This is a genomic window from Rossellomorea vietnamensis (genome assembly GCF_001305855.1).
Taxonomy (GTDB): Bacteria; Bacillota; Bacilli; order Bacillales; family Bacillaceae_B; genus Rossellomorea; species Rossellomorea vietnamensis_A.
The window spans coordinates 144,729-161,242 of record NZ_LIXZ01000002.1 but is presented as its reverse complement, the minus strand read 5'-3'; the positions used below and the strand labels follow the sequence as shown (position 1 = coordinate 161,242).

15 protein-coding genes and 1 riboswitch are annotated in these 16,514 nt (G+C 44.7%); all 15 genes read left to right on the top strand.

The window, feature by feature from the left end; genetic code table 11:
• Positions 1-69: 69 nt before the first annotated feature.
• The 15 genes from AM506_RS03825 to AM506_RS03755 all read left to right on the top strand — a co-directional run bounded on the left by AM506_RS03825 (position 70) and on the right by AM506_RS03755 (position 16,454).
• Positions 70-657 (top strand): TetR/AcrR family transcriptional regulator, encoded by a 588-nt coding sequence (locus AM506_RS03825; RefSeq protein ID WP_060670994.1) that lies wholly within the window; start codon positions 70-72, stop codon positions 655-657.
• Between the two features lie 21 nt (positions 658-678).
• Entirely contained in the window at positions 679-1,449 is a 771-nt protein-coding gene (locus AM506_RS03820) for an enoyl-CoA hydratase (protein WP_060670992.1), read from the top strand.
• A gap of 133 nt (positions 1,450-1,582) precedes the next feature.
• Positions 1,583-2,356, top strand: a complete 774-nt coding sequence (locus AM506_RS03815) for an electron transfer flavoprotein subunit beta/FixA family protein (protein ID WP_034757067.1) — start codon at positions 1,583-1,585, stop codon at positions 2,354-2,356.
• A gap of 43 nt (positions 2,357-2,399) precedes the next feature.
• Positions 2,400-3,380: an electron transfer flavoprotein subunit alpha/FixB family protein gene (locus AM506_RS03810; RefSeq protein ID WP_060670990.1), complete on the top strand. Its 981-nt coding sequence runs from the start codon at positions 2,400-2,402 to the stop codon at positions 3,378-3,380.
• A 213-nt stretch (positions 3,381-3,593) separates the two neighbouring features.
• Positions 3,594-3,908, top strand: coding sequence for a thioredoxin (gene trxA / locus AM506_RS03805; RefSeq protein WP_034757073.1), 315 nt, complete (start codon positions 3,594-3,596; stop codon positions 3,906-3,908).
• A 185-nt stretch (positions 3,909-4,093) separates the two neighbouring features.
• Positions 4,094-5,281: a hypothetical protein gene (locus tag AM506_RS03800; RefSeq protein ID WP_060670988.1), complete on the top strand. Its 1,188-nt coding sequence runs from the start codon at positions 4,094-4,096 to the stop codon at positions 5,279-5,281.
• Positions 5,282-5,441: 160 nt separating this feature from the next.
• The gene (locus tag AM506_RS03795) at positions 5,442-6,395 is read left to right on the top strand and encodes an NAD-dependent epimerase/dehydratase family protein (protein WP_060670986.1); all 954 of its coding nucleotides are present in this window, start codon (positions 5,442-5,444) and stop codon (positions 6,393-6,395) included.
• The gene (locus AM506_RS03790) at positions 6,376-7,308 is read left to right on the top strand and encodes a lysylphosphatidylglycerol synthase transmembrane domain-containing protein (RefSeq protein WP_060670984.1); all 933 of its coding nucleotides are present in this window, start codon (positions 6,376-6,378) and stop codon (positions 7,306-7,308) included. Before AM506_RS03795 ends, AM506_RS03790 begins: the two co-directional genes overlap by 20 nt.
• Before the next feature lie 6 nt (positions 7,309-7,314).
• Positions 7,315-8,775: an alkaline phosphatase family protein gene (locus AM506_RS03785; protein ID WP_060671331.1), complete on the top strand. Its 1,461-nt coding sequence runs from the start codon at positions 7,315-7,317 to the stop codon at positions 8,773-8,775.
• Positions 8,768-9,535: a glycosyltransferase family 2 protein gene (locus AM506_RS03780; RefSeq protein WP_060670982.1), complete on the top strand. Its 768-nt coding sequence runs from the start codon at positions 8,768-8,770 to the stop codon at positions 9,533-9,535. Before AM506_RS03785 ends, AM506_RS03780 begins: the two co-directional genes overlap by 8 nt.
• A gap of 119 nt (positions 9,536-9,654) precedes the next feature.
• On the top strand, positions 9,655-10,404 hold the full coding sequence (locus tag AM506_RS03775; protein WP_060670980.1) for a hypothetical protein: 750 nt from the start codon (positions 9,655-9,657) through the stop codon (positions 10,402-10,404).
• Positions 10,405-10,447: 43 nt separating this feature from the next.
• Positions 10,448-11,368 (top strand): FTR1 family iron permease, encoded by a 921-nt coding sequence (locus AM506_RS03770; protein WP_060670978.1) that lies wholly within the window; start codon positions 10,448-10,450, stop codon positions 11,366-11,368.
• A gap of 157 nt (positions 11,369-11,525) precedes the next feature.
• Positions 11,526-12,983 (top strand): hypothetical protein, encoded by a 1,458-nt coding sequence (locus AM506_RS03765; protein WP_060670975.1) that lies wholly within the window; start codon positions 11,526-11,528, stop codon positions 12,981-12,983.
• A complete protein-coding gene (gene uvrC, locus AM506_RS03760; RefSeq protein WP_060670973.1) occupies positions 12,980-14,749 on the top strand; it encodes an excinuclease ABC subunit UvrC in 1,770 nt (589 codons plus the stop codon). Before AM506_RS03765 ends, uvrC begins: the two co-directional genes overlap by 4 nt.
• Before the next feature lie 100 nt (positions 14,750-14,849).
• A riboswitch (Lysine riboswitch) is annotated at positions 14,850-15,028 on the top strand.
• 187 nt (positions 15,029-15,215) lie between these two features.
• Positions 15,216-16,454: an aspartate kinase gene (locus AM506_RS03755; RefSeq protein ID WP_060671330.1), complete on the top strand. Its 1,239-nt coding sequence runs from the start codon at positions 15,216-15,218 to the stop codon at positions 16,452-16,454.
• Positions 16,455-16,514 lie beyond the last annotated feature (60 nt).

Genomic DNA, 16,514 nt, shown 5'->3' with positions numbered 1-16,514 from the left:
AGAGAAACCTTTTATTATTGAAATATGAATGAATGGTCATTCATATTTTGTTAAGGCAGGTCAAAACTTATGAAACGAAATAAACCAAAATACATGCAAATAATCGATGCTGCTGTTATTGTGATAGCAGAGAACGGGTACCATCAGGCACAGGTGTCAAAGATTGCCAAACAGGCAGGAGTGGCTGACGGAACCATCTATCTTTATTTTAAAAACAAAGAAGATATCCTGATTTCGTTGTTTAAAGAAAAAATGGTTCTCTTTGTCGAAAAAATTGAAGAAGTTATTGCAGGAAAACAGACAGTTTCAGAGAAATTATTAGTGATGATTGAAAATCATTGTAGGATACTGTCGGATGATCATCATCTCGCCATCGTCACACAATTGGAGCTTAGACAATCAAATAAAGATATCCGATTGAAAATCAATGATGTTTTAAAGGGCTATCTGGAACTGGTCGATAAGATCCTGATCAGCGGGATCGAATCAGGCGAGTTCTCAAGTGACCTGAATGTTCGCCTCGCCCGCCAAATGATCTTTGGTACACTGGATGAAATGGCGACAACGTGGGTGATGAACGATCAAAAATACGATTTAGTCGAACAAGTGCCTGCCATTCACAAGCTATTGCTTCATGGATGCGGAGGCAGTAATTAAACTAGTTTAGGGGGATAAAAGATGGAAAGTTTATCATGGGTCTTAGAGGGACAGGTTGCAACGGTCCTGATTCAAAGACCTCCCGCAAATGCACTCGCAAGTGGACTCATCAAGGAAATCGACGCGGTTCTTGATGAACTTGAAACAAATTCGGATGTCCGGGTGATCTTACTGAAAGGTGAGGGTCGCTTCTTCTCGGCCGGTGCCGACATCAAGGAATTCACGACGATCGAAAGTGGTGAAGAATTCTCCAAGCTTGCGAAAAAAGGCCAGGACGTCTTTGAACGGTTGGAGAACTTCCCGAAACCGATCATTGCAGCCATTCATGGAGCTGCTTTAGGTGGCGGACTGGAACTCGCAATGGGCTGTCACATCCGATTGGTGAGCGAGAATGCCAAACTTGGCTTACCTGAGCTTCAACTCGGGCTGGTTCCCGGATTTGCAGGGTCCCAGCGCCTACCGAAACTGGTCGGACGGGCGAAAGCGGCAGAAATGCTGTTGACGAGTGAGCCGATCAGCGGAACAGAAGCGGTTCAATGGGGTCTGGCCAATAAGGCGTATCCTGAGGACGAGCTTTTCGATAAGGCGAAAGAAATGGCCGATAAGATTGCGAAGAAGAGCCCGGGCGCGATGAAGGCTGCTATTGAGCTGTTAAGTTATACGAAAGATGACCGTTTCTATGAAGGTGTAATGAGAGAATCGGATCTTTTTGGTGAAGTATTTGTGTCCGCTGATGCCAAAGAAGGAATTTCGGCGTTCGTTGAAAAGAGAGAACCACACTTTAAAGGCTAGAATACATTCTAGTAATATAGTAAACTCTTATTGAGGGGCAGTGTTGAATTTCAATGCTGCCCATTCAAAGGGGTTAAATTGTCGAAATCTTTTTAAGGGAAAGAATGTTTACATTATTAGGAGGGACTTACGAATGAACATCTATGTACTTTTGAAAAGAACGTTTGATACTGAGGAGAAAATTTCGATCCAAAACGGTCAAATTGCCGAAGACGGAGCTGAATTTATCATAAATCCTTACGATGAATATGCAGTCGAAGAAGCAATCCAAGTCCGTGATGCACATGGCGGCGAAGTGACAGTGGTAACTGTCGGCGGGGAAGAAAGCGAAAAGCAATTGAGAACAGCTTTAGCAATGGGTGCTGATAAAGCAGTGCTAATCAATACAGAGGACGATCTTGATCATGGAGATCAATTCACTACGGCGAAGATCCTTGCTCACTATTTAAAAGAGCAGGAAGTAGATTTGATCCTTGCAGGTAATGTAGCCATAGACGGCGGATCTGGACAAGTCGGACCACGTGTCGCAGAACAGCTTGATATCCCTTATGTAACGACGATCACGAAACTGGAAATCGATGGTGAAACGGTAACGGTCACACGTGACGTTGAAGGGGATTCAGAAGTCATCGAAACGTCTCTTCCACTGTTGGTGACAGCTCAACAAGGATTGAACGAACCTCGTTACCCATCCCTTCCAGGAATCATGAAGGCAAAGAAGAAGCCTTTGGACGAAGTGGAATTGGACGATATCGATTTAGACGAAGATGATGTAGAAGCGAAGACAAAGACAATTGAAATCTACCTTCCACCGAAGAAGGAAGCCGGTAAAGTATTAGAAGGCGAATTGGACGCTCAAGTATCAGAGCTTGTTTCCCTTCTTCGCAATGAAGCGAAAGTTATATAAGCGAGAATCACAGGAATAACTAACATTCAGGGGGTATTTTAACATGGCGAGAAAAGTATTAGTACTTGGAGAAGTTCGGGACGGATCATTACGTAATGTTTCCTTTGAAGCGATTGCGGCAGGTAAGACAGTATCGGAAGGCGGAGAAGTCGTCGGCGTTTTAATCGGCAAAAGTGTAAGCGCTTTAGGTGATGAAATGATCCAGTACGGTGCCGATAAAGTAGTGGTTGTGGAAAATGATAAATTGGAACAGTATACGTCAGATGGATATTCACAGGCGATCCTATCCGTCATTGATGAAGAGAAGCCTGAAGGAATCATCTTCGGTCATACGGCACTTGGAAAAGACCTGTCTCCTAAAGTGGCAAGCAAACTCAGCACAGGATTGATTTCAGATGCAACGGATCTTGAGGAAGCAGGCGGAAACCTCGTCTTCACAAGACCGATCTACTCTGGTAAAGCATTTGAGAAGAAAATCGTGACTGACGGAGTGATCTTTGCGACGATCCGTCCAAACAACATTGAGCCTTTGGCGAAGGATGAGTCACGTACTGGAGAGGTTACATCCCTTTCTGTCGATATTAAAGACTTGCGTACCATCATTAAAGATGTTGTACGTAAAGCGAGCGAAGGGGTAGACCTTTCTGAAGCGAAAGTGATCATCGCCGGCGGACGCGGAGTGAAGAGTGAAGATGGATTCAATCCTCTTAAGGAACTTGCCGACGTACTTGGCGGAGCTGTCGGAGCTTCCCGTGGAGCATGTGACGCTGACTACTGTGACTACTCTTTACAGATCGGTCAAACAGGGAAAGTCGTAACGCCTGATCTGTATATTGCATGTGGTATTTCAGGGGCTATCCAGCATCTGGCAGGTATGTCCAATTCCAAGGTCATCGTTGCGATCAATAAAGATCCTGAAGCGAATATCTTTAACGTAGCGGATTACGGAATCGTTGGAGACCTGTTTGAAGTGGTACCGATGCTGACGGAAGAATTCAAGAAATTAAAAGTATCCTCTTCTTAATCTGTTCATACGTTTACAGGAACGATTAAAGGGTATGAGAATAATATGAATATAAATAAGGACGTAGCTGAATCACGGGCTGCGCCTTATTTTTTCTACCGGGGTATATTCCATATTCAAACGGGAATATTACCTACGAGCAGAAAGATAGCATCCATAAAAAAACGGTGATATACTTACGTTACATTCAAAGATTTTAGGAGGCGCATATATATGGCTATAACACATGCTACTGATCAATCATTCACAACTGATACAAACTCTGGACTGGTACTTGCAGATTTCTGGGCTCCTTGGTGTGGACCTTGTAAAATGATCGCTCCAGTATTGGAAGAACTTGATAGCGAAATGGGCGACAAAGTGAAAATCGTCAAAGTCGACGTTGATGAAAACCAGGAAACAGCAGGTAAATACGGAGTTATGAGTATCCCTACTTTAGTTGTCCTTAAAGACGGCGAAGTAGTTGACAAAGTAATCGGTTTCCAACCTAAGGAAGCACTTGCTGAATTATTAAACAAACACGTATAAGAAATATTGACGAAAAACCGGGGCTGTCTTCAGCCCCGGTTTTTTTGTTGTTCTCCCGCAACAAACCCTCTAAAGTATTACCGCCATAAATTTTTCAAAAACTCGTTGACTATGAGAATCATTCTCGATATAATTTAAACGGAATTGAAAATCATTATCATTTAAACAGTCGGAGGTTAATACATATGAGAAAGAGAGATTTAACGAAGATTTTTGCAGCATTTTTATTAACAGGTTCTGTTTTGGCGGGTTGTGGAACAGATGAGAAGAGCAGTGAAGATAAGACGTCTGCTTCAAATGATTCAAAACAGGTTGAAAAAGAAGACGAAGCTGAACAAGAGCAGATTGATTTCTCTGCCTCATTTGAAGAAGCAAAGGCTGAACTTTCAAAAGCGAAAGAAGACAAAGAAGTCGATTATGATAAAGTGACGTCCATTTATAATGATGACTTACAGGAGCTTGTTCAAAAACGTGATCAGGAATCGGAAGGTACAGTGGATGAACATATTTCCACAGCCCTTGAAGCAGGGAAGGATGGTTCCCTTGATCATGTGGTGGTAGCGCAGATTTTTGATAAATTAATGCAAAAAGTATTCTATACTTCGATGAAGCATGAATTTACGGAAGTAGCGGAAAACTGGGGAAATAAAGAAGAAGTGAACGAAGAAATAGAAGAAGCGAAAGAGTTCTATGCGATCCTTGAGCCGACTGTCGAAAAGCGTGACCAGGCTTATGATACGAAAATGATTGATGCGATAAATGGTGGATTCAGTGAAATGGAAAAGGCAGTTGAAGAGGACAATGAGCTCGGCTTCCAATTGGGGAAACAAGTCGTGGATAAGACGCTCATGAAGACATTTTATCTTGCAGCAGGGGCCCTTCCGAACGGTTATGCAATGAAGGCCTCTGAAGAAGCGAAGGAAAATGCTGAAGCTGCAAAAGCAGAGCAGGCAGAAGGTTGGGCATTCTATCAATCTCTTGATAGTTATCTATCAGGGAATGCTCCGGAAGAAGCAGAAATGATCAACAAACAATTTGATCTGCAAACGGATGTGACATCCATCGATCCTGAAGCCGTGAACCATGCATTTATCCGCGGTTTCTCGAAAATCGCCATACATGAATATGAGGAAAGTGGAGAGAACTGGGGCGAAGATAAGGCGGCAATCACGGGCTTGGAAGGTGCACTGTTCATTGATCTCATCTCATCAGATATAAAGAGTCTTATGGGTGAAGACGCCTATCAATCTCTATCAAGCGATGCTCAAAGCTACTTAGAAGCTGTTAAGTCACAGGATAAAGAGAAAGCAGAAACGCTAAGAACGGACATTCAAAATGTGTTGAATGATGTGGTGGCGAAAGCGAATAAATAGTCTATTGGGTTGACCCTGAATAGTGTGTAAAGTCCATCCTTCAAGTTCTGCTTGGGGGATGGCGCTTTTTTGCACATTGGGGTCAACCCTTTTTCACTTTCTCTCTTAGGTGAGGTACAATATAGAAATGATTAAATCGTAATGTACGAGGTGTAAGGAATTGAAGATTATTGTTACAGGCGGTGCCGGGTTCATCGGTTCCCATCTATCCAGAAAACTCATTGAAGAGAAACACGAGCTGTTGATCATAGACAGCTTTCATCCCTACTATTCACCTGAAAGAAAAAAGAGGCAATTGTCTTTTGTACGGGAAATGGGATCATTCCGCTTCGTCCAAAAGGATTTACTAATGGATGAAGAAGATTTACAAGACGTGTTCCACGATTTTAAAGCCGATTGCGTTGTCCACTTGGCGGCGATTCCAGGCGTTTCCCATTCCTTGCGTGTGCCGAATGAATATGTCGATTACGACATCAAAGCGACGATCAACACGCTTAGGATGGCGGGGGAGAGCGGCATCAGGAAATTTATCTTTGCTTCTTCTTCATCCGTTTATGGAAATACAAGTCACAAACCATCAAAAGAAGAGGACGCTACCGGTGCGGTGGTGTCTCCATATGCCGCTGCAAAATACAGTGCCGAATCGTTCTGTAAAGCCTATGCGTCCATTTATGGAATGGACTTGACGATCCTTCGTTTCTTTACGGTTTATGGGCCATGGGGCAGACCCGACATGGCCATTTATTCATTTATCAAAAAGCTCATGGATGGTCAGGAAATCCCGATATATGGACTGGAAAATAAGAGGGATTATACGTACATAGATGATATCGTGGATGGTACATACAAGGCGATCAAAAGTGAAGAGTCGGGAACGTTTAATCTGGGGAATGGTTCGCCCGTTTCAATGGATGGCCTGATATGTGAACTGAGAACACACTTTCCGGCACTTGAGCTCCGGGTGACGGAAAGAAGAGTTGGGGATGTCACATCAACCTTTGCAGACAGTATGAAAGCAAAAGAGATCCTCGGCTATTCTCCTTCCGTTTCCTTTGAAGAAGGAATCAACAGGACGGTTCGATGGATGAAAGAACATGAACAAAACAGCCTTTAAGTACGCTAAGAATGCTGTTAGATTAGTATTATTGGGTCTGTTTTTCGTCTTGGTCACCTTCTATTTTGACAAGGAGTATATGATGGAAGCCATCGAGCAGATGCTAGATCACCCTTTTATCCTATTCAGTGTTTTGGGAATCTATTTTTTATCCTTTTTACTGAAGGGGATGGCGTGGAAAATCTACCTGAATGAACATGTGCGGTTATCAAGCTGTTTAATCGGATTGTTTTACAGTTTGTTGTTTAATCATTTGTTTCCTTTAAAGGTGGGAGACGGACTCAGGGTAATGGTGATGAATCAGCGTGAAAAGCAAATCAGTGTAGCACGTTCGTTTCATTCTGTCTTCGTGTTGAGAGTGATGGACATTTTATTACTCATGATTCTGGCAGGAATCGGCCTGCTATATTTTCCTCTTCCACTAAAACTGCCACCTTTTTACTCGATTGGATTGGTCGGGTGTTCCGTATTGATAGGGGTACTTCTACTGAGGTACTTCGCTTCCGACTTTCTCTCGGGGCAACTCAGTATGCTGAAATCTGCCTTATCAGGCGAAAGGGGGTTTATAGTCATCACCCTCGTATTCATGAGCTGGGTATTGGAAGGGGCCGTTCTTTATGGAGTTTCCATGATCATGCTGGAGCCTCTCTCCATGGGAAAAGCCGTTTGGGTCAATAGTGTGACCATCATCGGCCAATTATTTCAATTTGCCCCTGGAGGCCTGGGTACGTATGAATCCGTCATGAGCTATACATTGCTCTCTGCAGGCATCCCACTTGGCATTGGTCTTTCTATGGCGATATTGAGTCATGGTTTAAAGTTTATATTCTCCTTTATAGCAGGAGGAATCGTAATCACTGTCTCTCCGGTTTCCATCAAAAATGTGAAACAGTGGAGCAGGATGAAAGGATGAATGAAATTGAAGAGCGCATCAAAATTTGAAAAAACGGCGGCCAGATGCTGGAACCTGCTGAATGAAGGGAAACCATTCACCCCTATTTTCGTCATAGGGACGATGACACTCTTTCATCTTCAAGGGTTGCTGCAAGGGGAATGGTTCCCATTCCTCATAAGCTTGCTGTTTACACTCCCCCTATTTATATTGTATTTCTATTATGATTTTCCATTGTTCCTGAGAAACTATTTATGGATCCCGGTCATTGGATATCTGTTATTCTTTGAATCACCCAATTTAGCTCTGTGGGGCTTCGGGATTGGTCTTTATTTCTTTTTCACCGTCTTCTTCTGGGGAACATTTTATTATCATCTCCGGATCGGAACGGATTGGCTGAATTTCACCCGGTTTTGGAAACTGGTGTTGAAGAACAGTGACTCGACGAGCGGGAATGCCCAGGAGCAACTTCCGAAATTCCTGCTGCTATTGGCGGTGTGGGATGGAATGATGACGAATCTGGCCACGGGAGAACTGCTTCCGGCCACTCATTATTTCGTTTTCTGCGGTGCTGTATACGCCATAGCGTTCATTCTTCACCATTTTCTTTTTGACTGGAAGCCGAAGCAATATGACTCCTTTACACCCGGTGGAGCGATTGATGAGGAGATGACGAATGAAAAAGTGGTTGTCATTGTGATCGACGGGATGAGAAAAGAACGCTTCTATGAAGCGAATACGCCGTATCTTGATTCATTGATGGAACGGGGGACAGAGTATTTGAATATGGAAACCGTCTATCCTGCTAGAACGGTTGTCTGCTTTTCGTCCATGTTCACAGGCACTTATCCGAAGGAACACGGCATGAAATCAAATATGGTCTGGAAGCTTGGAATCAAGGTGGAGAGCATCTTTGATTCTCTACGGAAAGTAGGGAAAAAAGGGAAGATGCTTGGGATTGTCCATCTGGTGGATTCCTTCGGCAAAGATGTTGAAACGGTCACTGCCGTGATGCATAAAGACAAAGCAGATCGAAATATTATCAATAAAGCGAAAGTTATCATGGAAGAACAGGACCCTGATCTATTCATTGTCCAGTTGATCGGTACAGATCAAATCGGGCACAGCAGGGGAGTCCTTTATGATGAATACATTGAAAAAATTGAAGAGGCAGATCGCCTGATACAAGAGTACGTCGAGTGGCTGGAAACGGAAGGTAAGATGGAGAACACGACCCTTATGGTATGTGCGGATCATGGACAGGCAGATGGAATCGGCGGACATGGTCATCTCGATGAAGGGGAAAGATACGTTCCATTCTTTATGGTCGGCCCTGGGATCAAACCTGGCGAAAAGATTCAGGAAAAGCACAGTCTCGTTTCCATGGCACCGACCATCGCCCATCTATTAGGGGCGCCATTTCCGAGTCACAGCAGGGGACCTGTCCTCAACGAGGCGTTAAAGGAGCGTTGGAAGCAACATGAATAAACAGAAAGTCATCGTGTTTATGCCGGCCCATAATGAAGAAGAGTCGATAGGGGATGTCATTAAGCGGGTGCCCCGCTCCTTCCACTCCTCCGTAGATGTGGAAGTATTGGTCATCAATGATGGGTCAACGGATCGAACGGTTGAAGTGGCCAAAAGGGCAGGTGCCGATCATATCATTACATTTGAGAATAACCGGGGCCTGGGTGCTGCGGTGAGAGAAGGACTGCGCGCATCCTTTGACCTTAATGCTCATATCGGGGTCATGATTGATGCGGATGGAGAGTACCCGCCAGAACAAATACCGGAGCTATTGCAGCCGATCTTTAAAGGGGAAGCGGATTATACCATGGGGTCGAGATTTTTGGGAACCATCAATGGAATGAAGGTTCACCGCCGGTTGGGGAACTATTGTTTTACGCTTCTTCAATGCATTCTGCTCAGAAAGTGGATCTACGATGGGCAGTCCGGTATGAGGGCGTTCTCGAGACAGGCAATGGAACATGCCGAAATCATACATGATTACAATTATGCTCAAGTGCTTACGCTGAACCTGGTCCGTAAAGGATTTCGGGTGAAGGAAATCCCGATTTTATATTATGTGAGAACGACGGGCAGATCCTTCATTAAGTTCAAATCGTATATGTCTTCCGTTCTTCCCGCCATTGTACGAGAGATGAAGAAACCGGTGGAGAAAGTATACGTGGAAGAGCAGGCCCATTCCATTCCTTCAGAGGAAGGAACGAACCATTTTGCAAAATAACAACATAAAACCCTCTCTTTCGCGAAAAATAAGTACTCCGGCTTCTATGATGGAGTACTTATTTTTTATTGACAATACGAATGATAATCATTATCATTGAAAACAGGAGGGAATCATACATGAAAAAATCGTTCATAACCACCGTACTATTGTTTTTATTAGGAAACATCATGCTGTCTTCACAGGCATCCGCCTATTCATACGGCGACCCGAGTGAGGAGAAAATAGCAGAAGCGTATAAAGAAATCATGATCAAGCTTGATGAAGACCCTCCGAATTATTCAGAGTCCAAAAAGATTTATGAAACAGTTCAAGAAGAAGTGGACCAGCATATGGGTGAAGAACCTTCCAAGGTCATCCTTCAGAACCTTGATAATAAAGAAAAACAAGAGGCAATTGAAAACCTGGATGAACTCCTTGTCCTCAATATTGCCAGAAGACTTGAAAGCATTGATAAAAACTTCTCGGAATATGATACGAGTAAGCGATTGCTCGCAAAAGGATTTGCTACATATAAAACGTTATCCCCGAAAGTAGAAGGGGAAAATCCTGAATTGGATCAAAAGATCAGGACTGAATTCGATCAGGCGTTGGAATCCCTCGGGAACCCGGGATTGTTCGGAGTCGGGACAAAGAAATCCAATCAGGACGCGTTTAAAGAAAGTAAAACATTCATAGTGGATTCGCTGCAAAAAGAATTCGACATTAAAAGTCTTGAAGTGGGACATTTTTCTGAAAGTGCCACTGAGGAATCAAGCGGGAAACAGGAGTGGACGGATATTTCAAACCTGAAGAACTGGTTACCCATCATCATTATCGTGGGGGTTCTTGCTGCAGCGATTGTGTATGCCGTCAGAAAACGTAAATAAGGTCACTACAGAAAAGTCTTTAAGCAAGTAAGGGGGAACTAATGTGGAATTACAAGCTTTACTGATTACCTTTCGTGAAGTCCTGGAAGCGTTACTGATCATCGGGATCATCACTACCTATTTAAAGAAAACGAATCATGGCCGATTTACGAAGTTTGTCTGGCTGGGAGCCGGATTAGCGATAATCGCCAGTGTCGGCGTAGCGATGCTCTTTCAGGTCGTCTTTACGGGATTTGCCGCCATGGGAAGCGAGATGTATCTGAAGATCGGCATCATGCTGGTCTCCTCCGTCCTTCTTACCCAGATGGTCTTCTGGATGGCGAAGCACAGCCGTGACCTTAAAGGAAACATGGAAGGGAAAATGAAGCATTTTATTTCGACAGGTAATATTGTCGGGATGGTGATCCACTCGTTCCTCGTTGTTCTCCGCGAAGGTGTGGAGACTGTATTCTTCTTCGCCGCCATTACAGGTGGAGATATCGGAGCGGCCATGCAGGGCTGGGGAGCGATTACGGGAGTCGTCATCGGTTGTGTCGTAGCTTACTTCTTCTTTAAAGGCACAATGAGAATTTCATTGAAGAGCTTCTTTAAAGTGACCGGCGCATTCATCATCCTTATTTCTGCAGGACTTCTTGTACAGGCGATTTCCATGATGCAGGATATAGGGCTGATCGGCAGCGTGATTCCACATCTTTACGATCTGACCTGGTTACTGCCTGAGCATCCGATCGATTACGCCCATTTCCTCCGTGATACGGGAACCGCCCCATTGCTATCCGGTGATGTCGGCATTTTCCTTAAAGCGTTGTTCGGATACTCTTCCATGCCGTCCATTGAAGAAGTGATTTCGTATATCGGTTATTTCGTAGCGATTTACTTCCTCACTTCACCGAAGCGGGAGAGTGTGAAAGCAAAGGAAGAGGTTAAATCCGAAATGAAGGATTTGAGTCCGCAAGCTAAATAAATTGTATCAGTACCAAACCTCATTGCCCTTAAAGATTGAACAGCCTTTTCGAAAGGTGTACACTCTTTAAAGGAATGTATGTTTGGTACTTTTTTAATGGTTGAAAGTCTAACAAAGTATGAGGGTGAAGTCGTTGAGATTGAAGAGTGGGGAGTTTATGAGTTGGTCGAATGTGGCAGGGGCATTTGCCGTGATGGCTGTTTTTATCCTTCAGATGATATGGATCCCATCCTACGCGGCTACCTGGGATATGGTGGATTTTGCACTGGCGGTCCTGCATTTTGATATGTATCAGATGCAGCCCCATTTTCCAGGGTATCCTTATTTCATTTTGGGCGGGAAACTCCTTCATCTGGTGGTGGGGGACCCCGTCCAGGCCCTGACACTTTTTAATATCATCGTGTATGGGAGTGCCATCATCCCTCTTTTTCTGTTAATGAAACGAATCGTGCGTCCGACTTATGCCGTGATGGCGACTGCGATGGTTTATACGAGCAGCTTTACGATCCTGATGGTGAATCAGCCGATGTCCGAGGGAGCAGCAGTCGGGATGATGTGGTGGTACATATGGAGTTTAGTCCTGAGCGATGAGAAACCCCATAACGGTTTCCTCATCCTCCCCCTGTTTCTATTCAGCCTGCTTCTTGGAATCAGATTATCTTATCTGGTCCTCGGAATAGGCATCCTGATTGTCCTGTACAGAAAGTGGAAGGGTGGCATGGTGACATTCCTGGATACCTTCGTTTACCTGCTCATTGCGATCCTGTTTCAGCTCCTCTGGGTATCGGGGATCAGCATATCAGAAGGGGGATATGAAAGTTTCCTCCGATTGGCCCTCTCCTTCACGAACGGACATTTCCAGGAATGGGGGGGAACGATCGGTGCCTCGGATCTCAGCCTCTGGGACAGAGTCGTGAAACTGATCTTTGTAAACACGATTTGGGTTGGGGCTGTCGGTGAGTCCCTTCCCCTTCTCATCCTTCTGCTTGTCGGTTTGGCTGCTGCAGGAAGGAAGGGCTCAAACGGGAATCGTTATATGACAAGCCTGATGCTGATGATTCTGGGCAGTTATTTTCTTTGGGCTCTATTTGCCCAGAATGTGATGAAGCCCCGTCATGCTCTGCCGTTAATTGGGATCGCTTTGTTCCTTGCAGCGGGCAGGATGCTTTCACAACGACTTACCCGGACAGGTTCCATTCTTGTCCTCTCATTCCTTCTGCTTCAGGTTTACCATACAAGTACGTTATTATATAAACATGCATCGGACATTCCGGCTGTTTATCAAATGGCCGATTATTTAGAAAGTGAAGAGGAAGAAAAGCCTCTCGTCGTATATACATGGGAAGAGTCCAGGGTACTCGAGTATCTTGACGCTCCTTTTATTCATAAGAAAGTACAGACGTACAAAGTATTTACCAATGACGCAGGATATTACCCTGAACGGGATATTTATCTGACGGATAAAGTCGTCGAAGGGTTTAAAAAACAGGGAGTTCCGGTGGACGCGTTCATTAAAGTCGAGAAGCATTTTCATTCGAGTGAGCTCATCGACCCGATCTACCACGACCTGACACTATATAAATGGGAGAAACAGAGGGAGGAGGAAGATGGATGAATCAGAATATCACGAATAAATTAGCGCTGCTGCCTGACCAACCGGGTTGTTATCTAATGAAGGACAGGCAGGGAACGATCATCTATGTGGGAAAGGCCAAAGTATTGAAAAATCGGGTGCGTTCGTATTTCACAGGCTCCCATGATGCGAAAACCCAGCGGCTGGTAGGGGAGATCGAGGACTTCGAGTACATCATGACGTCATCTGACCTTGAGGCTCTTGTCCTTGAAATGAATCTGATCAAAAAGTATGACCCTAAATACAATGTCATGTTAAAGGATGATAAAAGCTATCCGTTCATTAAGTTAACGAATGAACGGCACCCGAGGCTCATTACGACAAGGAAGGTCCAGCGGGGAAAGGGGAAGTATTTCGGCCCTTACCCAAATGTCGGAGCGGCAAATGAAACGAAAAAACTTCTCGACCGCTTGTATCCTTTACGGAAATGCTCGACGCTTCCCGACCGTGCCTGCCTTTACTATCATATGGGCCAATGTCTCGCTCCCTGTATTAAAGAAGTGAGCAAAGACACGTACCGTGACATGACAGATCAGATAGCCAGATTCTTGAACGGTGGATACAAGGAAATCAAGAACCAGCTTACGGTGAAAATGAATGAAGCCGCGGAAAATCTGGAATTTGAAAGAGCGAAGGAGTTCCGCGATCAGATTCTCCATATCGAAGCGACCATGGAAAAACAGAAGATGACGATGACCGACTTCACCGACCGTGATGTGTTCGGATATTCCGTTGATAAGGGCTGGATGTGTGTCCAGGTATTCTTCGTCCGGCAGGGGAAACTCATTGAGCGGGATGTGTCTTTGTTCCCTCTTTATAATGAACCTGAAGATGAGTTCCTGACATTCTTAGGTCAGTTCTACTCAAAGTCCAACCATTTTAAGCCGAAGGAGATCTTTTTGCCTGAAGAGATTGATATCGATCTCGCAGAAAAACTTCTCGAGGTAAAAATGACCCAGCCGAAACGTGGGAAGAAGAAAGAGCTTGTGAAGCTTGCCGAGAAAAATGCCAAGCAGGCACTCGGGGAAAAATTCGCCCTGATCGAGAGAGACGAAGACCGGACGATTAAAGCCATTGAACGCCTCGGGGATCATATGGGCATTTATACGCCTTTCCGGATTGAAGCCTTTGATAACTCAAATATTCAAGGAAGTGATCCCGTATCGGCGATGATCGTCTTCTTAGACGGGAAACCTGCCAAGAAAGAATACCGAAAGTACAAGATCAAGACCGTGAAGGGACCGGATGATTATGATTCCATGAGGGAGGTTGTCCGGAGGAGATATACGAGAGTGTTGAAAGACGGACTTCCTTTACCGGACCTCATCATCATCGATGGAGGAAAAGGTCAGATCGAAGCGGCAAGGGATGTAATCGAGAATGAATTGGGTCTCGACATCCCGATTGGAGGACTTGCGAAAGACGACAAGCACCAGACGTCGGAGCTGTTGTACGGAAACCCGCTGCAAATCGTCCCCCTTGAAAAGCGCAGCCAGGAATTTTATCTCCTGCAGCGGATCCAGGATGAAGTTCACCGGTTCGCCATCACCTTCCACCGTCAATTAAGAGGCAAAAGCGCCTTCCAATCCATCCTCGACGACATCGACGGCATCGGACCAAAACGGAAGAAACAACTTCTTAAGCACTTTGGTTCCATGAAAAAGATGAAAGAAGCCAGTGTGGAGGAATTCATCGAAATAGGAATGCCTGAAGCCGTGGCGAAGGAATTGGTGGAGAAATTGAAATAGCAGCTGAATGAAATTAGTCAATTTAATTGAAAATTGTGCATTGAATCACAATTTTTTATGTGCTATAATAAACAGAAATTTATAACATTATCACTTTTTAAGTGGTGATAGAGGTGCGAACTTCAAGAGTACAGGTAAAGAGGAGTATGGGCTCCATTGACATGCCTGGAAAGGGGAGAATCGCCGAAGTGGTTATAGTCTCATGCTATATCCGCTGGTCCTGCGTTTAAGAAATGCAGGATTGTCAAGATGATTCAATCTTGGAGAGCTATCTCACAATGCCGATGAACCTATTTGTATGTTCTGCTGTATGTTCATAAAGCAATGAGATATTATTCTCATTGCTTTTTTTATTATCAGCGCAGGATTTTGTCATAAAGATCCTGTCCTATGAACGTTTAGGATGATTGTGATTGTACTCTTCATCATCAAAAAGAGCGGCGACGCTCAGAAAGAGGGAGAAGTCGTGAGTATTATTGTTCAAAAATTCGGTGGGACTTCAGTAGGGTCAGTGGAAAGAATTCAAAATGTTGCGTCAAGGATCATTGAAGAGAAAGAAAGAGGGAATGATGTGGTCGTCGTCGTATCGGCCATGGGGAAAACGACGGATACACTGGTTGGTCTTGCAAGGGAGATCACGTCTCAACCGAGCAAAAGAGAAATGGATATGCTGCTCTCAACCGGGGAACAGGTGACCATTTCACTCCTGACAATGGCCCTTATCCAATCGGGGCATGATGCCATTTCATTCACGGGCTGGCAGGCAGGCATCGAAACGGAATCTGTCCATAGCAATGCAAGGATCACTAATATTCATACCGATAAAATGGCGGCTCACCTTCAGGAGGGAAGAGTGGTCATCGTGGCGGGATTCCAGGGCATGACAAATTCGGGGGAAATCACCACACTCGGCCGCGGAGGGTCAGATACGACGGCTGTTGCGATTGCAGCCGCCCTGAAAGCGGAACGCTGTGACATCTATACAGACGTAGACGGGGTTTACACGACAGACCCCCGCTATATAAAAGGAGCAAGGAAGTTACCGTCGATTTCCTACGATGAAATGCTTGAACTTGCTAACCTCGGGGCCGGGGTCCTGCATCCAAGGGCGGTGGAGTTTGCCAAGAATTATCAAATTCCTTTAGAAGTCAGATCCAGCATTGAAAGAGTGGAAGGAACGTATATTGAGGAGGAAGCAAGCATGGAACAAAACTTAATTGTAAGAGGAGTAGCCTTTGAGAATGAAATTACACGCGTCACTGTATTTGGACTGGGAAATGCTTTAACGGGCCTATCATCTGTGTTCACTACGTTGGCGGAGAATCATTTGAACGTTGATATCATCATTCAGACCCAGACGGATCAGAATACGACCAATCTATCTTTCTCGATCAAGGAACACGATCTCGATGAAACCCTCGCAGTTCTTGAACGAAATAAAGAATGGTTGAATTTCACCCATGTCGAGCATGAGAGCGGGCTTGCGAAAGTCTCCATCGTCGGCTCGGGTATGATTTCAAACCCGGGTGTGGCTGCGGAAATGTTTGAAGTACTGGCTCAAAATGATATTGTGGTGAAAATGGTCAGCACTTCTGAAATTAAAGTGTCTACAGTAGTGGATGGGGAGAATATGCAAAAGGCAGCAGGGGTCTTACATACGGCCTTTCACCTGGATGCAGTGAAGATGGAAGAAATCACCCTGTAGGATCAACAACATAGTAAAGGTTTGCCCTAAAATATTCAGGGCAATCCTTTACTTGGAGCT